The sequence below is a fragment of the Nocardioides sp. LHD-245 genome (assembly GCF_030929495.1).
In the GTDB taxonomy this organism is placed as follows: Bacteria; Actinomycetota; Actinomycetes; order Propionibacteriales; family Nocardioidaceae; genus Nocardioides.
Genome location: NZ_JAVFWN010000002.1, coordinates 180,351 through 200,382, shown reverse-complemented (window position 1 = coordinate 200,382; position 20,032 = coordinate 180,351). Strand labels below are relative to the sequence as shown.

19 protein-coding genes are annotated in these 20,032 nt (G+C 73.5%); 18 read left to right on the top strand and 1 reads right to left on the bottom strand.

The window, feature by feature from the left end:
* The first annotated feature begins 19 nt into the window (after window positions 1-19).
* The 7 genes from glmM (at window position 20) to RB608_RS03550 (ending at window position 7,333) form a co-directional block, all read left to right on the top strand.
* Window positions 20-1,375: a phosphoglucosamine mutase gene (gene glmM / locus RB608_RS03580; protein ID WP_308086430.1), complete on the top strand. Its 1,356-nt coding sequence runs from the start codon at window positions 20-22 to the stop codon at window positions 1,373-1,375.
* Between the two features lie 3 nt (window positions 1,376-1,378).
* Entirely contained in the window at window positions 1,379-2,737 is a 1,359-nt protein-coding gene (locus tag RB608_RS03575) for a histidine kinase (RefSeq protein ID WP_308086429.1), read from the top strand.
* Window positions 2,738-2,759: 22 nt separating this feature from the next.
* Entirely contained in the window at window positions 2,760-3,413 is a 654-nt protein-coding gene (locus tag RB608_RS03570) for a response regulator transcription factor (RefSeq protein WP_308086725.1), read from the top strand.
* Between the two features lie 87 nt (window positions 3,414-3,500).
* Window positions 3,501-4,400 carry an ATP-binding cassette domain-containing protein gene (locus RB608_RS03565; protein WP_308086428.1) on the top strand — a complete coding sequence of 300 codons (900 nt, stop codon included), beginning with the start codon at window positions 3,501-3,503 and terminating at the stop codon, window positions 4,398-4,400.
* On the top strand, window positions 4,397-5,587 hold the full coding sequence (locus tag RB608_RS03560; protein WP_308086427.1) for an ABC transporter permease: 1,191 nt from the start codon (window positions 4,397-4,399) through the stop codon (window positions 5,585-5,587). Before RB608_RS03565 ends, RB608_RS03560 begins: the two co-directional genes overlap by 4 nt.
* A gap of 43 nt (window positions 5,588-5,630) precedes the next feature.
* Window positions 5,631-6,545: an ATP-binding cassette domain-containing protein gene (locus RB608_RS03555; protein WP_308086426.1), complete on the top strand. Its 915-nt coding sequence runs from the start codon at window positions 5,631-5,633 to the stop codon at window positions 6,543-6,545.
* Window positions 6,542-7,333, top strand: coding sequence for an ABC transporter permease (locus RB608_RS03550; protein ID WP_308086425.1), 792 nt, complete (start codon window positions 6,542-6,544; stop codon window positions 7,331-7,333). Before RB608_RS03555 ends, RB608_RS03550 begins: the two co-directional genes overlap by 4 nt.
* 243 nt (window positions 7,334-7,576) lie before the next feature.
* Here the strand turns inward: RB608_RS03550 and coaA are convergent, their stop codons facing one another.
* Window positions 7,577-8,572: a type I pantothenate kinase gene (coaA, locus tag RB608_RS03545; protein ID WP_308086424.1), complete on the bottom strand. Its 996-nt coding sequence runs from the start codon at window positions 8,570-8,572 to the stop codon at window positions 7,577-7,579.
* Between the two features lie 95 nt (window positions 8,573-8,667).
* Between coaA and glmS the strand changes: the two genes are divergently transcribed.
* From glmS to tsaD, 11 genes are all read left to right on the top strand, one after another.
* Window positions 8,668-10,512: a glutamine--fructose-6-phosphate transaminase (isomerizing) gene (glmS, locus tag RB608_RS03540; RefSeq protein ID WP_308086423.1), complete on the top strand. Its 1,845-nt coding sequence runs from the start codon at window positions 8,668-8,670 to the stop codon at window positions 10,510-10,512.
* 4 nt (window positions 10,513-10,516) lie between these two features.
* Entirely contained in the window at window positions 10,517-10,870 is a 354-nt protein-coding gene (locus tag RB608_RS03535) for a holo-ACP synthase (protein WP_308086422.1), read from the top strand.
* The gene (locus RB608_RS03530) at window positions 10,870-12,249 is read left to right on the top strand and encodes an NAD(P)H-hydrate dehydratase (RefSeq protein WP_308086421.1); all 1,380 of its coding nucleotides are present in this window, start codon (window positions 10,870-10,872) and stop codon (window positions 12,247-12,249) included. The genes RB608_RS03535 and RB608_RS03530 overlap by 1 nt, the downstream gene beginning before the upstream one ends.
* A gap of 15 nt (window positions 12,250-12,264) precedes the next feature.
* Window positions 12,265-13,443 carry an alanine racemase gene (gene alr, locus RB608_RS03525; RefSeq protein WP_308086420.1) on the top strand — a complete coding sequence of 393 codons (1,179 nt, stop codon included), beginning with the start codon at window positions 12,265-12,267 and terminating at the stop codon, window positions 13,441-13,443.
* A complete protein-coding gene (locus RB608_RS03520; protein ID WP_308086419.1) occupies window positions 13,440-14,483 on the top strand; it encodes an alpha/beta hydrolase in 1,044 nt (347 codons plus the stop codon). The genes alr and RB608_RS03520 overlap by 4 nt, the downstream gene beginning before the upstream one ends.
* Window positions 14,480-15,418 (top strand): tRNA (adenosine(37)-N6)-threonylcarbamoyltransferase complex ATPase subunit type 1 TsaE, encoded by a 939-nt coding sequence (tsaE, locus tag RB608_RS03515; RefSeq protein WP_308086418.1) that lies wholly within the window; start codon window positions 14,480-14,482, stop codon window positions 15,416-15,418. Before RB608_RS03520 ends, tsaE begins: the two co-directional genes overlap by 4 nt.
* 177 nt (window positions 15,419-15,595) lie before the next feature.
* Window positions 15,596-16,501, top strand: a complete 906-nt coding sequence (locus tag RB608_RS03510; RefSeq protein WP_308086417.1) for a glycoside hydrolase family 16 protein — start codon at window positions 15,596-15,598, stop codon at window positions 16,499-16,501.
* A 196-nt stretch (window positions 16,502-16,697) separates the two neighbouring features.
* Window positions 16,698-17,849 (top strand): glycoside hydrolase family 16 protein, encoded by a 1,152-nt coding sequence (locus tag RB608_RS03505; protein ID WP_308086416.1) that lies wholly within the window; start codon window positions 16,698-16,700, stop codon window positions 17,847-17,849.
* Between the two features lie 24 nt (window positions 17,850-17,873).
* A complete protein-coding gene (gene tsaB, locus RB608_RS03500; protein ID WP_308086415.1) occupies window positions 17,874-18,497 on the top strand; it encodes a tRNA (adenosine(37)-N6)-threonylcarbamoyltransferase complex dimerization subunit type 1 TsaB in 624 nt (207 codons plus the stop codon).
* Entirely contained in the window at window positions 18,494-18,973 is a 480-nt protein-coding gene (locus tag RB608_RS03495) for a GNAT family N-acetyltransferase (protein WP_308086414.1), read from the top strand. Before tsaB ends, RB608_RS03495 begins: the two co-directional genes overlap by 4 nt.
* Entirely contained in the window at window positions 18,970-20,031 is a 1,062-nt protein-coding gene (gene tsaD / locus RB608_RS03490) for a tRNA (adenosine(37)-N6)-threonylcarbamoyltransferase complex transferase subunit TsaD (protein ID WP_308086413.1), read from the top strand. The genes RB608_RS03495 and tsaD overlap by 4 nt, the downstream gene beginning before the upstream one ends.
* The last annotated feature ends 1 nt before the right edge of the window (window position 20,032 follow it).

The following is a 20,032-nucleotide window of genomic DNA, read 5'->3' as shown; positions in this document are numbered from 1 at the left end:
CAGAGCTCAGGGGGAGCACGTGCCGCGCATCTTCGGGACCGACGGAGTCCGTGGACTGGCCAACGACAAGCTGACCGCCGAGCTGGCGGTGGACCTCGGCAGTGCCGCGGCCCGGGTGCTCGTCGAGCACGGCGGCTACAGCCGGCCGCGCCCGCTCGCCGTCGTCGGTCGCGACACGCGCATCAGCGGCCAGTTCCTCGAGCACGCCGTCGTCGCCGGACTCGCCTCCGCGGGGGTCGACGTCCTCCGGCTGCGGGTGCTGCCGACCCCCGGCGTCGCCTACTTCACCGACGCCCTCGGCGCCGACGTGGGGGTGGTCATCAGCGCCTCGCACAATCCGATGCCCGACAACGGCATCAAGTTCCTCGCTCGCGGCGGCGTCAAGCTCGACGACTCACTCGAGCGTGAGATCGAGGCGCTGCTCGGCCAGGACTGGGACCGCCCCACGGGCGCCGCGGTCGGCCGGGTGACGCCCTACGGCCCCACCGTCAAGGAGTACGTCGACCACCTGGTCCGCACCCTCGACGCACCCGCCGGCAAGCCGCTGGCCGGGTTGAAGCTGGTGCTCGACTGTGCCCACGGCGCGGCCAGCGAGGTCGGACCGCGGGCCCTGAGCGCCGCCGGCGCCGAGGTGGTCACCATCGGCGCGTCGCCCGACGGGCTCAACATCAACGAGGGCTGCGGCTCCACCCACCTCGACCCGTTGCGGGCGGCGGTGGTCGCGCACGGCGCCGACGCCGGGTTCGCGGTCGACGGCGACGCCGACCGCTGCCTGGCCGTCGACCACACCGGCGAGGTCGTCGACGGCGACCAGATCATGGCGGTCCTCACGCTCGCCCTCCGCGAGGCCGGCGGCCTGGTCGGTGACACCCTCGTCGCCACCGTGATGAGCAATCTCGGCCTGCTGCAGGCCATGGAGCAGGCCGGCGTGACCGTCGTGCAGACCGCCGTCGGGGACCGCTACGTCCTCGACGAGATGCGCCGCGGGGGATTCAGCCTCGGCGGCGAGCAGTCCGGGCACGTGATCATGCGCGAGCACGCCACCACCGGCGACGGCATCCTCACCGCGCTGCACGTCGCCCGCCGGATGGCCACCACCGACCGCTCGCTGCGCGACCTCGCCGGCGTGATGACCCGCCTCCCGCAGGTCCTCGTCAACGTCGGTGGCGTCGACCGCACCCGCACCGACGACCCCGCCCTCCTCGAGGCCGTCGCCGGCGCCGAGGCCGAGCTCGACGGCTCCGGGCGGGTGCTGCTGCGTCCCTCCGGCACCGAGCCGCTGGTCCGGGTGATGGTCGAGGCGCCGACCGCCGAGCGGGCCGAGGGGGTCGCGCAGCGGCTCGCTGACGTCGTCCGCGAGCGGCTGGCGTTCTAGGCCGTGTCTTCCGTCGGTCCCGCGCTGCGTGCCCGCCTCGGCGCGTACTTCGCGGTCGACGACGAGTGGGACCGGGGCAGCCCCCCGATCACCACCCGCGACGTCGCCACCGGCGCGGCGTTCGAGATCGCCGGGATCGTCACGCTCGAGCTGGCCCGCAGCGCCGGCGCCTTCGACAACGTCGACGCGCCGTGGTGGGCGATCTACCTCGTCATGTCCGCGGCCGCGCTCGCCCTGGTGCTTCGGCGCCGCTACCCGCTCGTGGTGGCGGTCTACCTCTCCACCCACATGTTCGTGACCGGCGTCGCGATGCCCCAGGTGATGGGCCAGGTGGCGCTCCAGATCTGCTACTTCATGGGGCTGTTCTCGGCGATGGCATGGGGCCGCAGCCGTCGCTCGGCGCTGCTGGTGACCAGCACGATCCTGGTGTTCATGCTCTGCTGGGTCGCCTGGCAGTTCGCGGTGGGCCAGAGCGTGCAGACCTGGCTGGACGGCGTGGGTGAGGACGAGCGCTTCGGCTTCCTGCCGCCCGTCCCCGCCATCATCCTGCTCACCTTCATCGTCAACGTCGTCTACTTCGTCGGCGCCATCATCGGCGGCCAGGTCGCCTGGCGTGGCGCCCGGCAGCGCGAGGCGCTCGCCGAGCAGGCGCGCACGATCGCCCGGCAGACGGTGACCCTCCAGCAGCGTGCGGTGGTGGACGAACGGCTGCGGATCGCCCGTGAGTTGCACGACGTCGTCGGCCACCACGTCTCGGTGATCGGCGTCCAGGCCGCCGGCGCCCGCCGCGTGCTCCAGGACGACCCTCGGACGGCGGCCGGCGCGCTGGGCGCGATCGAGTCCAGCTCGCGCGAGGCGGTCTCCCAGATGCGCTCGCTGCTCGGCACGCTGCGTGACATCGAGGCCCGTTCCGCGGACGACCCGACCGCCGAGCGGTCGCGGACCAGCACGCCCGGCGTAGCTGACCTCGAGGAGCTCGTCGCCGGCCGCGCGTACGACGGGCTGCGCACGTCGTACGCCGTGGTGGAGGACCGGCCCGGGGCCGCGGCCCGGCTCCCGGAGACGGTCGGGCTCACGCTGTACCGGACCGCGCAGGAGGCGCTGGCCAACGTCGTGCGGCACTCGACGGCGTCCCGCGCCTCGGTGCGGCTGCGGGTCACCGAGGCCGGCGACCGGCCGTTCGCCGAGGTCGAGGTGCTGGACGACGGCCGGCCGCGATCGGGGACGTCGAGCTCGGGCATGGGCCATCTCGGCATCCGCGAGCGGGTCGCCTCGCACCGGGGAGAGGTCGAGATCGGTCCACGGACCACCCGGGGCTACCGGGTCCGGGCCCGGCTGCCGCTGGGAGGCACGGATGACTGAGCACCGTGGCTCCGGATCGAGGCTGCGGGTCCTCCTCGCCGACGACCAGGCGCTGGTCCGCTCCGGCTTCCGGATGATCCTGTCGGCCGAGCCCGACATCGAGGTGGTCGGCGAGGCGGCCGACGGCGCCGAGGCCGTCGAGCTGGCCCGGCGGCTGCGCCCGGACGTCGTCCTGATGGACGTGCAGATGCCGCGTGTCGACGGCATCGCCGCCACCGCGGACCTGGTCGCCGAGGACCTCGGCCGGGTCGTCATCCTCACCACCTTCGACCGCGACGACTATCTCTTCGACGCGCTCCGGGCCGGCGCCAGCGGCTTCCTCCTCAAGAACGCCGAGGCGGAGCAGCTCGTCGAGGCCGTCCGCGCGGTCGGCCGCGGGCACGCCCTGCTCTCCCCGGAGGTCACCCGCCGGGTCATCGCCGAGATGGCGGCGGGACAGGCTCCGCCGGCCGGGCCCACCGCGGAGGAGACGAAGCTCCTCGACCGGCTGACCGAGCGCGAGAGCGAGGTGCTGCGCCTGCTGGGCGAGGGGCTGTCCAACGCCGAGATCGCCGAGCGCCTCGTGCTGGGCGAGGCGACGGTCAAGACCCACGTCTCGAACTGTCTGGCCAAGCTCCTCCTGCGCGACCGGGTCCAGGCGGTGGTGTTCGCCCACCGCGCCGGCCTGGCGGGCTGAGCCTGACCGGTCTCCGTCGTACGGCGGAGGTGGATCCCCTCCTCGCGGCGGATCACAGCAGGCGCCGGCGTCCCTAGCGTGGACGTCATGATCGAGACGAGGGGTCTGACGCGCAGGTTCGGTGAGCGGACCGTGGTCGACGACGTGTCGTTCGACGTGCCGGCCGGGATGCTGACCGGCTTCGTCGGGGGCAACGGCGCCGGCAAGACCACGACGATGCGGATGATCATGGGGCTGCTCGGGCTCTCCGCGGGCGAGGTGCTCTGGCAGGGGCGCCCGATCGCGGCAGCCGACCGCCGCCGCTTCGGGTACATGCCCGAGGAACGCGGCCTCTACCCGAAGCAGAGGATCCTCGACCAGCTCGTCTATCTCGGCGAGCTCTCGGGGCTGCCGGCGGCGCGGGCCCGCGCGTCGGCCACGGAGAGCCTCGAGCGGTTCGGCCTCGCCGACCGCAGCGGCGACCGCGTCGAGAAGCTCAGCCTCGGCAACCAGCAGCGTGTCCAGATCATCGCCGCGCTGCTCAACCAGCCGCAGGCGCTGATCCTCGACGAGCCCTTCTCCGGCCTCGACCCCACCGCGGTCGACTCGATGGTCGACCTGCTGCGTGAGGAGACCGGCCGCGGCGTACCGGTCCTGTTCTCCAGCCACCAGCTCGACCTCGTCGAGCGACTCTGCGACCGGCTCGTCGTGCTCCGCGCCGGCGAGGTCGTCGCCCAGGGCGGGGTCGAGGAGTTGCGCGCCCGCGGACCCGAGCGGCTTCGGGTCGTCACCGACCGCGACGCCGGGTGGATCCGCGACATCGCCGGCGTTCACGTCCTCGACGTCGACGGCGCCGAGGCCCTGGTCGAGCTGGCCGATCAGGACGAGCGCGCCGCGGACGCCGTCCGTCGGGCGATCCTGACCGCCGGCCTCGACCGTGGCGAGGTCCGCGAGCTCGCCACGGTCCGCACCCCGCTGTCCGAGATCTATCGGGAGGTCACCGCATGAACGACCAGACCGAGACCCGTGCGGCCGAGCGGCCCTGGCTGCTCGTGGCCCGCCGCGAGGTCGTCACCCGGCTCACCGACAAGTCCTTCCTCATCGGCACCCTGATCACCCTGGTGCTCGTCGTCGGCTTCATCGGCTGGACGATCTGGTCCGAGGACCGCACCGAGCGCGTCACGGTCGCCGCGACCGCCGCGGACGCGGCCACCGCCCAGCTGCTCGAGCGTGAGGTCCCCGAGGTCGACGACGGCCTGGAGGTCGAGCTGGTGGAGGTCGCCTCCGACGCCGCCGGTGTCGCCGCGCTGGAGGACGAGGACGCCGACGTCCTGCTGCGAGCCACCGACGACGGCTGGACCCTCGTCGGCCGCAAGGAGGTGCCGGGCGACCTGACCGCCGCCGCGGAGAGCATCATCGGCGACGCCGCGCTGACGGCGAACGCCGAGCGCGCCGGCACGTCGCCCGCAGAGCTCCGGCAGGGCGGCGCGGTGGACACCGTCCTGCTCGAGGGCGACGCGGAGCGCCAGGACTTCGCGCAGGGGATGGGGTTCCTGCTGGCCTTCCTCTTCTACTTCGCCGCGCTCGGCTTCGGCTACACGCTGTCGGGCAGCGTGGTGGAGGAGAAGGCGAACCGGATCGTCGAGATCATCACCACCAAGATCCCGGTGCGGCAGCTGTTGATCGGCAAGATCGCGGGCAACACCCTGCTGGCGCTGGGGCAGACGGCACTCATCGTCGCCGTCGGGCTGGTCGGCATCTCCTTCACGGAGTACTCCTCGTTCCTGTCCGGCATCTCCGCGGGCATCGGGTGGTTCGCCGTCTTCTTCCTCGTCGGCTTCCTCTTCGTCGCCTGCTGGTGGGCGGTGGCCGGCGCGCTCGCGAGCCGTGCCGAGGACCTGCAGACGACCGCGGCCCCGCTCACCTTCGTGATGATGGGCGTGTTCTTCGGCGCCTTCCTCTTCGAAGGGACCGTCCAGACCGTCGCGTCGTACGTGCCGCCGTTCTCGATCGTGCTGATGCCGATCCGGGTCCTCAACGGCGACGCCGCCGTGGGCGAGCCGGTCGCCGCGATCGCGATCCTCCTCGCGGCGATGGCGGCGACCGTCGTCCTCGCCGAGCGGATCTACCGCCGGGCCCTGCTGCAGACGCAGGGCCGCGTGACGCTCAAGCAGGCCTGGGCCGCGGCCGACTGACCGGCGCGACGTGCCAGCCATCTTCTCTGAAAGGGTGAGAGACATGACAGCCCCCTCGCTGACGATCGACGGGCTCACCAAGCAGTTCGGTGGGGTCCGGGCGGTCGACGACCTGACGTTCACCGTCCGCCCCGGTGCGGTCACCGGGTTCCTCGGGCCCAACGGGGCCGGCAAGACCACGACGCTGCGGATGCTGCTGGGGCTGACCCGTCCCAGCGCGGGACGCGCGCTGGTGGGGGAGCGGGAGTACGCCGCGCACCAGCAGCCCGGCCGTGTCGTGGGTGCCGCGCTGGAGGCGTCGAGCTTCCACCCGGGCCGCACCGGGCTCGCGCACCTCGAGGTGTTCGCGCCCCAGGTCGGCGTGTCCCGGAGCCGGTGCCGGCAGGTGCTGGAGGCGGTCGGGCTGGAGCACGCGGCGGGGCAGCGGGTGGGGCGCTACTCGCTCGGCATGCGGCAGCGGCTGGGCCTGGCGACCGCCCTGCTCGCGGACCCGCCGGTGATCGTCCTCGACGAGCCGACCAACGGCCTCGACCCGGAGGGCATCGTCTGGATCCGGCGCCTGCTGCGGCAGTTCGCCGACGAGGGGCGCACCGTGCTGGTCTCCAGCCACCTGCTCCGCGAGGTCGAGGCCAGCGTCGACGAGGTCGTCATCATCGCGCAGGGCCGGCTGCGGCACGCCTCCTCGCTGGCCGAGCTGCGCACCCGGGCCACGCCGGCGGCGTACGTCGTCGCGCCCCGGCCCGACGCCGTGACCGCGCTCGCGACGGACCGTGGCTGGGCCGCGGCCCGGGACGGCGACGGGCTGGTCGTCGACGGCGCGACCGCGGCCGAGGTGGGCGCCGCGGCGCACGCCGCCGGGATCGAGCTGCACGAGCTGGTCCGCCGCGACGTCGACCTGGAGGCGCTCTTCTTCGAGCTCACCCGACCTACCGGCACCGATCCGGAGGCCGCCCGATGAGGGCCGCGCTGCTCGCGGAGTACCGCAAGCTCGTCAGCACCCGGATGTGGTGGCTGCTGCTCCTCGTCATGGTCGCCTACCTGGGCTTCGTGTCGGCGGCCGTCTCGGCGACCTTCGTCTTCGTGCCGGAGGGCTCCGAGGCGCCCCTGGTCGGGGAGGACGCCGCCCGGGCGACGTACTCGCTGGTCAACGGGGTGGGTTACGTCTTCCCGCTGGTGATCGGCAGCCTCGCCATGACCACGGAGTTCCGGCACAAGACGATCACGCAGAGCCTGCTGGTGGAGCCGGACCGCACCCGGTTCCTGCTGGCCAAGCTGCTGTCCGTGGTGCCCATCGGGCTGGCCGCGGGCGTCGTCGGCGTCGCGGCGACCGTCGCCGGGGGTGCGCCACTGCTGGCGATCCGGGGCGACGGCTCCTACCTCGGCGACGGCGACGTGCTCGCCGGCTTGGCGCTCGGCGTGGTGGTCGTCGCGCTGTGGGCGGTCATCGGCGTCGCCTTCGGCAGCATCCTGTCCAACCAGGTCGCCGCCATCGTCGTCATCCTCGCGTTCACCCAGTTCGTCGAGCCCATCGCCCGGGTCGTCCTCAGCCAGGTCGACGCCCTCGCCGGGGTGGCCTCGTACCTGCCCGGCGGCGCGGCCGACTCGCTCATCGGCGCGTCCTTCCTCGGCAGCGCCGGGACCGTCGACCTGCTGCCGCGGTGGGCGGCGGTGCTGGTCCTGGTCGGGTACGCGGCGGTGTTCGCCGTGATCGGGCGGCTGACGACGCTGCGCCGCGACGTGGGGTGAGAGCGCGCGAGCACTTGTAACTAAGGGTTACAGCACGAAAACAGGTGCAACAGCGCCCAGGTAGATGTCACAACACCGAGGTAGATGAGCGCGGCCAGCGGTTCAGCGCTCATGAGCGGTGGAGGAGCACCCAGAGCTCACGACGCGCGACTACCCGGGTGCTGTTGCTACTACCCGGGCGCTATGGCACCCGAATTCGTGCTGTAACCCTTAGTTACAAGCGTCGAGGCGCCCGCGGGCCCCTCAGATCTTGCGGAGCCGGACGTACTTCACCGCGTGGTTGGCGGCCTTACGCAGCACCAGGGTGGCGCGCGAACGGGTGGGCAGCACGTTCTGGGTGAGGTTGGGGCCGTTGATGGCGTCCCAGATCCGGCGCGCCTCGTCGACCGCGGAGTCGTGGCTGAGGGCGGCGTACTTCGCGAAGTAGGAGTTGGGATCGCGGAAGGCGGTCTCGCGCAGCCGGAGGAAGCGGTCGACGTACCACTCCCGGATGTGGTTGGTGTTGGCGTCGACGAAGATGGAGAAGTCGAAGAAGTCCGACAGGCCCAGGCCGGTGCGGCCGTCCTCGCGCACCCGCGCGGGCTGGAGGACGTTGAGACCCTCGACGATCACGATGTCGGGCCGCTTGACGACGACCTTCTCGTCGGGGACGACGTCGTAGACGAGGTGGGAGTAGACCGGGGCCTCGACCTCGTCGATGCCGGACTTGATGTCGATGACGAACTTCAGCAGCGCGCGGCGGTCGTAGGACTCGGGGAAGCCCTTGCGGTCGAGGAGGCCGCGCTCCTCGAGCTCGGCGTTGGGGTAGAGGAAGCCGTCGGTCGTCACCAGCGCGACGTTGGGGTGCTCGGGCCAGCGGGCCAGCATCTGCTGGAGCACGCGGGCGGCGGTCGACTTCCCGACCGCCACCGAGCCGGCGAGGCCGATCACGAAGGGCGTGCGCGGGGGAGTGCGGCGGTGCAGGAACTGCTCCTGCTCGTGGTGCAGCCGGGTCGCGGCGTTGACCCGCAGCGACAGCAGCCGGGACAGCGGCAGGTAGACGTCGCGGATCTCGTCGAGGTCGAGGGAGTCGCCGATGCCGCGCAGGCGGAACACCTCGTCGCTGGTCAGCGGGCTGCCCTGCTGCTGCCACTCGTGGGCCAGGTTGGCCCAGGTCGCGCGGTCCAGCTCGACGTACGGCGATGCCTCCCGCGACGAGTCCTCGCCGAGGTGGGTGTCCGCCGGGGTGCCCGTCGTCATGGCGCCGATTGTTCCAGCCGGTCCCGGGGGTGCTCGCGGCGCGTCCCCGATCCGGACGACATGGCTCCGGGCGACGGCGCCTAGACTGGCGGATCATGTGCGGGATCGTCGGGTACGTCGGGCCACGGTCGGCCGAGGACGCCGTCATCGACGGTCTGCGACGGCTGGAGTACCGCGGCTACGACTCCGCGGGCATCGCGGTCGTCCACGACGGCGCGCTGACCGTGGAGAAGCGGGCCGGCAAGCTCGCCAACCTCGAGAAGGTGCTGGGCGAGTCGCCGATCCCGACCGCGGAGATCGGCATCGGGCACACCCGCTGGGCGACCCACGGCCCGCCCAACGACAGCAACGCCCACCCCCACACCGGTGCCTCCGGCCGCATCGCGCTGGTGCACAACGGCATCATCGAGAACTTCCTCGACCTGCGGGCGCGGGTGGAGGCCGACGACCACGAGCTGCTGTCCGACACCGACACCGAGATCGTCGCCCACCTCGTCGAGCTGCAGGTGCAGTCCGGCGTCGACCTGACCACCGCGATGCAGCGGGTGTGCCAGCAGCTCGACGGTGCGTTCACCCTGGTCGCGATCGATGCCGAGGAGCCGGGCAAGGTCGTCGCCGCCCGCCGCAACTCACCGCTCGTCGTCGGGCTGGGGGAGGGCGAGAACTTCCTCGGCTCCGACGTCGCCGCCTTCATCGAGCACACCCGTGAGGCGCTCGAGCTGGGCCAGGACCAGATCGTCGTGATGACCCGCGACACGGTCGAGGTCACCGACTTCCGGGGCCGTCCGGTCGAGGCGCGGCGCTTCCACGTCGACTGGGACCTGTCGTCGGCGGAGAAGGACGGCCACGACTGGTTCATGCGCAAGGAGATCTTCGAGCAGCCGCGGGCGGTGGCCGACTCGCTGATCGGGCGTCGTACGCCGTCGGGGCAGCTGCAGCTCGACGAGATGCGCCTGGCCGACGAGGAGCTGCGCGACGTCGACAAGATCATCATCATCGCGTGCGGGACGTCGTTCTACGCCGGCATGGTCGCGAAGTACGCCATCGAGCACTGGACGCGCACCCCGGTCGAGGTCGAGCTCGCCTCCGAGTTCCGCTACCGCGACCCGATCATCGACGCGACCACGCTGATCGTCGCGATCAGTCAGTCGGGCGAGACCGCCGACACGCTCCAGGCGATCCGGCACGCGCGCGCTCAGCGCGCGAAGGTGCTCGCGATCTGCAACACCAACGGCTCCTCCATCCCGCGCGAGTCCGACGCGGTGATCTACACCCACGCCGGCCCCGAGATCGGCGTCGCCTCCACCAAGGGCTTCCTGACCCAGCTGGTCGCCTGCTACCTGCTCGCGCTCTACATCGCGCAGGTCAAGGGCACCCGCTTCGGCGACGAGATCGACGAGATCATGCGCCACCTCGAGGCGATGCCCGACCACATCGACACCGTCCTCGCCGGCGCCGAGCAGGTCTACGCCTTGGCCGCCGACCACGCCTCGACCCGGTCGGTGCTCTTCCTCGGCCGCCACGCCGGCTACCCGGTCGCCCTGGAGGGCGCGCTCAAGCTCAAGGAGCTGGCCTACCTCCACGCCGAGGGCTTCGCCGCCGGCGAGCTCAAGCACGGCCCGATCGCGCTCGTGGAGGACGGCCTCCCGGTCCTGTGCGTCGTGCCCCCTCAGGGCCGGGACCAGCTGCACGGCAAGATGCTCAGCGGCATCCAGGAGGTCCGTGCCCGCGGCGCCCGCACCATCTGCCTGGCCGAGGACGGCGACACCGCGATCGAGCCGTACGCCGACGTGCTGCTGCGGCTGCCGAAGGTGCCCGTCCTGCTCCAGCCGCTCGTCGCGATCGTCCCGCTCCAGCTGTTCGCGTGCGAGCTGGCCACGGTGCTGGGCCACGACGTCGACCAGCCGCGCAACCTCGCCAAGTCCGTCACGGTGGAGTGACGCGGTGCCCGTGATCGGCGTCGGCATCGACGTGTGCGAGATCGCCCGCTTCGAGGAGTCCTGCCGGCGCACCCCGGCGCTGGTGACCAAGCTGTTCACCGAGGCCGAGCGCGACCTGCACATCCGGTCGATGGCGGCCAGATTCGCCGCCAAGGAGGCGCTCGCCAAGGCGCTGGGCGCCCCTCGCGGGATGTCCTGGCACGACGCCGAGGTGGTCTCCGAGGACTCCGGCCGTCCGCGGTTCGTGCTGCGCGGGACGGTGCTCGCCGAGGCGGACGCGCTCGGGGTGACGTCGGTGCACCTGTCACTGACCCACGACGGCGGCATCGCCTCCGCCGTGGTCGTGCTGGAGTCCTGATGCTGCGGGCCCACACCGTCGAGCAGGTCCGCGCCGCCGAGGCCGACCTCCTCGCGCGGCTGCCCGAGGGCGCGTTGATGCAGCGCGCCGCGGCGGGGCTGGGGTACGCCGTCCTCGACCTCCTCGGCTCGGCGTACGGACGCCGGGTGCTGCTGCTCGTCGGATCGGGCGACAACGGCGGTGACGCGCTGTACGCCGGCGCGCTGCTCGCCCGCCGCGGCGCGCAGGTCGAGGCGTGGCTGCTGTCCGCCACCGCCCACGAGGGCGGCCTCGCCGCGCTCCGGGCCGCGGGCGGCCGGGTCGGCACGCCGGGTCGGGCCGCCTTCGACGTGGTGGTGGACGGGATCGTCGGCATCGGCGGGCGCCCCGGCCTGCGCCCCGAGGCGACGAGGGCGCTCGAGCTGGTGGCGGGGATCCCCGTGGTGGCGGTCGACACCCCGTCGGGCGTCGACGTCGACACCGGACGGGTCGAGGGGCCGCACGTCACCGCCGACCTCACGGTCACCTTCGGCACCCACAAGACCTGCCACCTCGTCGACCCCGCGGCCCAGGCGTGCGGCGCCGTGCACCTCGTCGACATCGGCCTCGACCTCCCCGCGGCACCGGTCGAGGCCCTCCAGGCCGCCGACGTCGCCGCGCTGCTCCCGCGCCCGGCGGCCGACGCCCACAAGTACACCCGCGGCGTGGTGGGCGTCCGCGCCGGCTCGGCGACCTACCCCGGCGCCGCGCTGCTCAGCGTGGCCGGCGCGGCCTGCGGACTGGCCGGCATGGTCCGCTACGACGGCGACCCGGCCGCTCTCGACCTGGTCCGGGCGGCGCACCCCGAGGTGGTCGGCCCCGGCCGCGTCCAGGCATGGGTCGTCGGCTCCGGGAGCGACGCGGGCGCCGAGGACGCCGTGCGCCGCTCGGTCGCCGACGGGGTCCCGCTGGTCATCGACGCGGACGCCCTGGCCTTCGCCGGCCTGGCCCGCGGACGCCCGGCGGTCCTCACGCCCCACGCCGGCGAGCTGGCGCGGATGCTCGACGTGGACCGCGCCGAGATCGAGGCCGACTGCCTGGAGCACGCCCGCCGCGCCGCCCGCACCTACGACGCAGTGGTGCTCCTCAAGGGGCGCCGCACTGTCGTCGCCCGGCCCGACGGCGCGGCCCGCGTCACCACGACGGGCACCCCCTGGCTGGCCACCGCCGGCGCGGGCGACGTCCTCGGCGGCCTCATCGGCGCGCTGCTCGCCACCGGCCTCACGCCGTACGACGCGGCGTCGGTCGGATCCTGGCTGCACGGCGCCGCCGCCACCCTCGCGGCCCGGCGCGGACCGATCGTCGCCGGCGACGTCGCGGCAGCTCTTCCGGCCCTGCTCGCACGCCTCACCACCCCCTGATGGGACGATGGGACCATGGCCACGAGCATGTCCCGCCCGCCTCTCGGCCCCGGCCGGATCGTCGTCGACCTGGCGGCCATCCGGGCCAACGCGCGGCTGCTGCGCGCGACCGCCGGCGTCCCGGTGGTCGCGGTCGTCAAGGCCGACGGCTACGGCCACGGCGCGCTCGCGAGCGCGCGGGCCGCGCGGCAGGGAGGGGCGGACTGGATCGGCACGGCCACCGTCGAGGAGGCGCTCGCGCTCCGGGCCGGCGGGATCGAGGGACCGCTGCTGTGTTGGATCGGCGGGCCCGAGGCCGACTACGCCGCGGCGGCCGCCGGCGGTATCGACGTCAGCGCCCACAGCGTCGGGCAGCTCGACGTCATGGCCGCGGCCTTCGGCGGTCGCACGCACCCGGCGCGGGTCCAGCTCAAGCTCGACACCGGCATGTCCCGCGCCGGCGCCGGCCGCGGTGAGTGGGCGGCGCTGTTCGCCCGCGCCGCCGAGGGCGAGGCGGCGGGCACCTGGCGGATCACGGGGATCTGGACCCACCCCGCCTGCGCCGACGAGCCGGAGCACCCCGCCAACGACCGTCAGGAGCAGGCCTTCCGCGAGGCCCTCGCGCTCGCCCACGCGCACGGCCTGCGGCCCGAGCTGCGGCACTTCGCCAACTCCGCGACCGCGCTCCTGCGCCCCAGCGCCCGTTTCGACGCGGTCCGCTGCGGCATCGCGCTCTACGGTCTCGACCCCGCGCCCGGCCAGGCGACCGACATCGGACTGATGCCGGCGATGACCGTCCACGCGCCACTGACCCTGGTCAAGGATCTCGCGCCCGGCGACGCCGTCTCCTACGGCCACCGCTGGGTCGCCGAGCAGGCCACGACCGTGGGCCTGGTCCCCGTGGGCTACGGCGAGGGCATCCCCCGGCATGCCTCGTCCCCGGGCGCCGCTCACCAGGCCACCGTCGGCGTCGGTGGCAAGCTCCGGCCGGTCCGCGGCACGATCTGCATGGACCAGTTCGTCGTCGACCTCGGCGGCGACCGGCCAGAGGTCGGCAGCGACGTGGTCGTCCTCGGCCCGCCGGGAGCCGGCGGCCCGACCGCCCAGGACTGGGCGGAGGCGGCGGGCACCATCAACTACGAGATCGTGACCCGGATCGGCGGCCGGATGACGCGCACCTACCTCCACGAGCTCGACGAGCAGGACGGCGCGTGAGCCGCCGGGGCCGGATCGTCGGGTCGATCGCGGGTGCGCTCGGCGTCGCCGCAGCCGGTACGGCGGCCGCCGGGATCCGCCGCCAGCAGCGGGCGATCAGCCGCCGCGCGGGCGAGGAGATCCCCTTCGGCACGCTGCGCTCCGCGCCGGTGACCGTGGTGGCCGACGACGGCCTGCCGCTGCACGTCGAGGTCGACGAGGCCGGGTCGGCCGTCACCGTCGTCTTCGTCCACGGTTTCTGCCTGAACCTCGACTGCTGGCACTTCCAGCGAGCGGCGTACCGCGGCCTGGTCCGCGCGGTCTACTACGACCAGCGCTCCCACGGTCGCTCCGGCGACTCCGACCGCGCCCACTCCACCATCGAGCAGCTCGGCCGCGACCTGCACCGGGTGATCGAGGCGGTCGCGCCCGACGGTCCCGTGGTGCTCGTCGGCCACTCGATGGGCGGGATGTCGATCGTCGCTTTCGCCGAGCAGTACCCCGAGCTGATCGGCTCTCGGGTCGTCGGGATCGGGCTGATCTCCACGACCGCCGGCGGCCTCGACCCGACCCGGATCCTGCTTCCGATGGTGCCCGCCCGCCTCGCCGGCCCGGTCGCCCGGGGCGTCGTCCGCACGCTGCACCTCGGCCACCGCGCGGTCGACTCGGTGCGCCGGGCGGGCGGCTCGGTGGCCACCGTCGCCACCGACCGGTTCGCGTTCGGCGGCGACGTGCCCCGCGGGTACGTCGAGTTCGTCGACCAGATGCTGGCGGCGACGCCCTTCGAGGTGCTCGCCGACTTCTTCCCGCACTTCGCCGGCCTCGACAAGTTCGACTTCGTGGAGGTCCTCGGCCGGGTGCCGACGTCGGTCATCTGCGGCACCGCCGACCGGCTGACCTCGATCGGCCACTCCCGCAAGCTGCAGTCGCGGATCCCCGGATCCCGCCTCCTCGAGTGCGAGGGAGCCGGTCACATGGTGCTGATGGAGCGTCACGAGCTGGTCAACGCCGAGCTCGACCAGCTGATCACCGCCGCGTCCGCGAGGGCAGCCGCCCGATGAGCCTCGAGACCCGGCGCGTCGGTCCCGAGGCCGCCGCGGACGTGCTGGCCGTCGTCAAGGCCGCCTTCGCCGACCGACCGCCCCTCGACCCGCCCGCCGACGCCCTGGCCGAGACCGAGGAGTCGATCGCCGCCATGCTGGCGCCGGGCGGCGGTCTCGTCGTGCTCGACGACGGCCGTCCGGTGGGCGCCGTGGTCCTCGATCCGGTCGGCGACCCGGCCGACACCGTCTACCTGCGCCGCTTCGGCATCGACCCGGCCGCACGCGGCCGTGGCCTGGCCCGCGACCTGGTCCGGTCCGGGCTGGTGGAGGCGGGCCTCGGCGGGGCGCGCCGGGTCGTGATCCTGGCCCGTGAGGAGCTGCCCCGCACCGCCGGGTTCTGGCGCGACATGGGCTTCGTCGAGACGGCCCGGCGCGCGCCGTACGTCGAGATGGCGCGGCCCGCCCCCGTCCTCGTCGACGTCGCGAGCGCCGCGGCGATGCGCGACCTCGGCCGGCGTGTCGCCGGATCGCTGGCGCGCGGCGACGTGCTCGTCCTCAGCGGCGAGCTCGGCGCCGGGAAGACCACGTTCACGCAGGGCCTCGGGGAGGGGCTCGGCGTGCGCGGCCCGATCACGTCGCCGACCTTCGTCATCTCCCGGGTGCATCCGTCGCTGGGTGAGGGGCCCGAGCTGGTCCACGTCGACGCCTACCGGCTCGGCGGCCGGGCCGAGCTCGACGACCTCGATCTCGACACCGATCTCGACCAGGCCGTGACCGTCGTCGAGTGGGGGACGGGGCTCGCCGAGGGACTGGCGGACGCCCGGCTCGATGTCCGGATCACGCGGCGCGCGGGGCAGACGGACCCGACTGCCGACGACCCCGAGGCCGACCCCCGTCTCGTCGAGATCGACGCCGTCGGCGCCCGCTGGCTCGACGCGGACCTCAGGTTCTAGCGCCGCCGAGCCTCGGCTGCCACCGTCGTGCCGACGGTCTCGACGGCCCGCCCGCGGTATCTCAATCGTGACTGGAACCGGTTCCAGTCGATGGTGTCTTTCCCCTAGGGTCCGGGTTAGCCACACGCGAAGGTCGATGTGGACGAGGCGCAGGGGGGTCTGAGGGACATGGGGTTCATGGGGTTCAAACGTGTGCTGTCACTGGCGGGCGCGGTGCTGCTGGTGCTCGGCCTCCAGGTGCAGGCGATGCCGGAGACCAGGGCGGCCGCTCCCGTCGCCGCGGCCGGGGCGGTCGCGGCCGCCGTCACGTCGGGGGACGCCTGCGGGCCGCGGGTCCGCCGGCCGAACCTGATCGGGTTCTACAAGTGCACCTTCGTCGACCAGTTCGACGGCACGGCGCTCGACAGCCGGTACTGGCACGTCATGGACGGGCCCAGCGGCAGCCTGGCCTGCAACCTCGACAACCCGCAGACCGTGTCGGTGGGGTCGGGAGTGCTCCGGCTCACCGCGCGGCCGTCCGGCGGCGCGGCCGCGTGCCCGTCGCGCGCCGACGGCAGCCGGGCGCCGTACGCGACCGGGGCGGTCAACACGTTCTGGAAGTGGAGCCAGCAGTACGGCCGGTTCGAGGCCCGGATGAAGTCCGACGTCGCCCGGGGGCCGGGGGCCCACGAGGCGTTCTGGCTGTGGCCCGACGTCCGCTACAGCAGCGACGCCTTCTGGCCCGCCTCCGGCGAGATCGACATCGTCGAGACCTACGCGGCCTACCCGGACCTGGCGATCCCGTTCCTGCACTACTCGTGGAACGACAACGGCGGGGCCCGGCACGGCCTCAACACCGCCTGGAACTGCGCCGCGACCCGCGGGCAGTGGCACACCTACGCCCTGGAGTGGACGGCGTACAAGCTGATCATCAAGGTCGACGGCAAGACGTGCCTGATCAACACCGACGGCGCGGCGAGCTTCCGCAAGCGCTTCATCATGGCCTTCTCGCAGCTGGTCAGCGACACGGGCGTCAACAAGATCACGAGCTCGTCGGTGCTGCCCTCGACGCTCGAGGTCGACTACGTGAAGGTGTGGCAGTGAGCACAGCGAGCTGAGCGACGATCACCGATATGGGTGATGGCCGGCGGGTGACCGATCGGCCAGCGTGGTCCCGGGACGAAGGTCCTGGGACCACCCGTCGTTTGGGGCCAGTTAACCCGGCTTGACGGTGGTGCCGCACGAGGGGCGCCCTTCCATAGCGTCTTCCTCGAGACCACTCGACTGGGGGACGATGGCGATGAAGAGCGCACGGGCGATGGCGGTACTGGTGATATGCCTGGTGGCATGGGGGCTGGCCGCGCCGGCCGCCACCGCCGCCACGGTCGGCGGCCGCAAGGCGCCGGCGCTCGACAAGCCGCGGCAGGGGGACACCAGCCTGGTCTTCACCGGCAAGGCCAGGCCGCGGGCGAGCGTCCGGCTCCAGGTGCGCGCCCGGGCCGGCTGGAAGGCCGTCGCCCAGGACCGCGCGTCGCGCCGGGGCACCTTCCGGATCACGCTCGGCTCGCCCGTCCGGACCCGTCAGTACCGCGTCGTGTCGGACGGCCGCACCAGCCGGGCGCGCGCGGTGGCGCCGGTCCCCACCGTGGAGGCCGCCGCCACCGCGAAGCCGAAGCCGAAGCCGACCGATGCCTGCGGCACGGTACTCGACCGGCCGGGCGGAGGGACCTACCAGTGCTCCTTGGTCGACCAGTTCGACGGCACCGCCCTCGATGAGCGGTACTGGCACGTCATGGACGGCACGAGCACCGGCGCGGCCTGCATGGTCGACACCCCGCAGACCGTGGCGGTGAGCGGTGGCTCGCTGCGGCTCACCGCACGACCCGTCGCCCGCGCCGACCAGTGCCCGCTGCGCAAGGACGGCACCCGCGCCTCCTATGTCACCGGATCGGTCAACACGTTCTGGAAGTGGAGCCAGCAGTACGGCCGGTTCGAGGCCCGGATGAAGTCGCAGGCGGTGTCCTTCGCCGGTCCGCAGGAGGCGTTCTGGCTGTGGCCCGACACGCGCTACAGCTCGGACACGACCTGGCCCGCCTCCGGCGAGATCGACATCGTCGAGAACTACGCGGCCTACCCGCATCTCGCCATCCCCTTCCTGCACTACACCTGGAACGACAACGGCGGCCCGGTCCCCGGCCTCAACACGGCCTGGAACTGCCTGGCTCCGCGCGGACAGTGGCACACCTACGCGCTGGAGTGGACCGCCGAGCGGCTCACGATCTCGGTCGACGGCCGGACCTGCCTGACCAACACCGCCGGCGCCGCGAGCTTCCGCAAGCGCTTCATCATGAGCTTCTCGCAGTTGCTCAGCGGCAGCGGCGTGAACACCTTCCTCGGCGGCGTGGTGCCGTCGACGACGCTCGAGGTCGACTACGTCAAGGTCTGGAAGTAGCGGGTGCGACGGTAGCCTCGGGGCGTGCTGCTCGCCTTCGACACCGCCTCGCCGACGGTCACCGTCGCGCTCCACGCCGGGGCGGGCGTCGTCGCCGCGGCGACCTCGGCCGAGGGCATGCGGCACGGCGAGCAGCTGGCGCCGCTGATCGAGCAGGTGCTCGCCGAGGCCGGCGCCCGCCCGGCCGACCTGACCGCCGTCGCCGTCGGCGTCGGTCCCGGCCCGTTCACCGGGCTCCGGGTCGGACTGGTCACGGCCCGCACGCTGGCCCACGTGCTCGACGTACCCGTCCACGGCGTGTGCTCGCTCGACGCCCTCGCGCTGGAGGCGGTCGCCGAGGGCACGGTGACCGGCGACTTCGTCGTCGCCACCGACGCCCGGCGCAAGGAGGTCTACCGCGCGTCGTACGACGCCCGGGGGGTGCGCCTCGACGAGCCGGTCGTCGACAAGCCGGCCGCGCTCGCCACCGACGGCCCGGTGGTCGGCGAGGGTGCGCGCCTGTACCCCGACGCGTTCCCCGACGCCCGCGGCCCCGAGCGGCCGGCCGCCGCCTGGCTGGCGCGCGCCGTCGCGGAGGGCCGGGTCGCGGTGCTGCCGCCCGAGCCCCTCTACCTGCGCCGCCCCGACGCGGTCGCGCGCGCCCGGTGAGCCGACTCTCCCCGAGCGGCCGCACCACCGTCCGGACCGCGACCACGGGCGACGTCGCCGCGATCGTCGCCCTCGAGGCGGACGCCTTCCCGCTCGACCCGTGGTCGGCGAACCTGATCGGGGAGGGCGTCTCGGGCCTGTTGCCCACGATCGCCGTCGTCGTCGCCGAGCAGGACGGGGCGTTCGCCGGCTATGCCGTGGTCAGCGTGGTCGACGTGGACGCGGAACTGCAGCGGATCGCGGTCCCGGAGCCGCTGCGGCGGGCCGGCGTCGCCACGGCAGTGCTGCGCGGCGTCCACGCCGTCGCCGGCGAAGGCGGCGCCACCCGGCTGCTGCTGGAGGTGCGCGAGGACAACCTGCCCGCCCGGCGGTTCTACGAGCGGCACGGGTTCGGCGAGCTCGGGAGGCGGGCGCGCTACTACCGCGACGGCACGACCGCCCTGGTGCTGGCGACACCCGTCACAATGGTCCCGTGACCCGCGACGAACCCCTGGTGCTCGGCATCGAAACCTCGTGTGACGAGACCGGTGTCGGCATCGTCCGCGGCCACACGCTGCTCGCCGACGCCGTCGCGAGCAGCGTCGAGGAGCATGCCCGCTTCGGGGGCGTCGTACCCGAGGTCGCGAGCCGGGCCCACCTCGAGGCGATGGTCCCGACCATCCAGCGGGCCTGCGACACCGCCGGCGTGACGCTGGCCGGCGTCGACGCGATCGCGGTGACCCACGGCCCCGGCCTCGCCGGAGCCCTGCTCGTCGGCGTCGCCTCGGCCAAGGCGCTCGCGCTCTCGCTCGGCAAGCCGATCTACGGCGTCAACCACCTCGCCGCCCACGTCGCGGTCGACCAGCTCGAGCACGGGCCGCTGCCCGAGCCGTGCCTGGCGCTGCTCGTCTCCGGCGGCCACTCCAGCCTGCTCAAGGTCACCGACATCACCGGGTACGACGACGGCGTGGCCCCGATGGGGGCGACCATCGACGACGCGGCGGGTGAGGCGTTCGACAAGGTCGCGCGCCTGCTCGGACTGCCGTTCCCCGGAGGTCCCCACATCGACCGGGTGGCCCGCGAGGGCGACCAGATCGCGATCGACTTCCCCCGCGGGCTGTCCAGCCGCCGCGACCTGGAGCGACACCGCTTCGACTTCTCCTTCTCCGGTCTCAAGACCGCCGTCGCCCGCTGGGTGGAGGCCCGGGAGCGCTCCGGCGAGCCGGTGCCGGTGGCCGACGTCGCCGCGTCGTTCCAGGAGGCGGTCTGCGACGTCCTGGTCCGCAAGGCGCTCGACGCGGCCGGCGCCGAGGGCATCGAGGACCTGATGATCGGCGGCGGCGTGGCCGCCAACTCCCGCCTGCGCGCACTCGCGGAGGAGCGCGCCGGCAAGCTCGGGATCCGGGTCCGGGTGCCACGCCCGGGCCTGTGCACCGACAACGGGGCGATGGTCGCGGCCCTCGGCGCGACGATGGTGGAGCGGGGACGGGCCCCGTCGCGGCTCGACCTTCCTGCCGATTCCAGCCTCCCGGTCACCGAGGTCCTGGCAGGCTGAG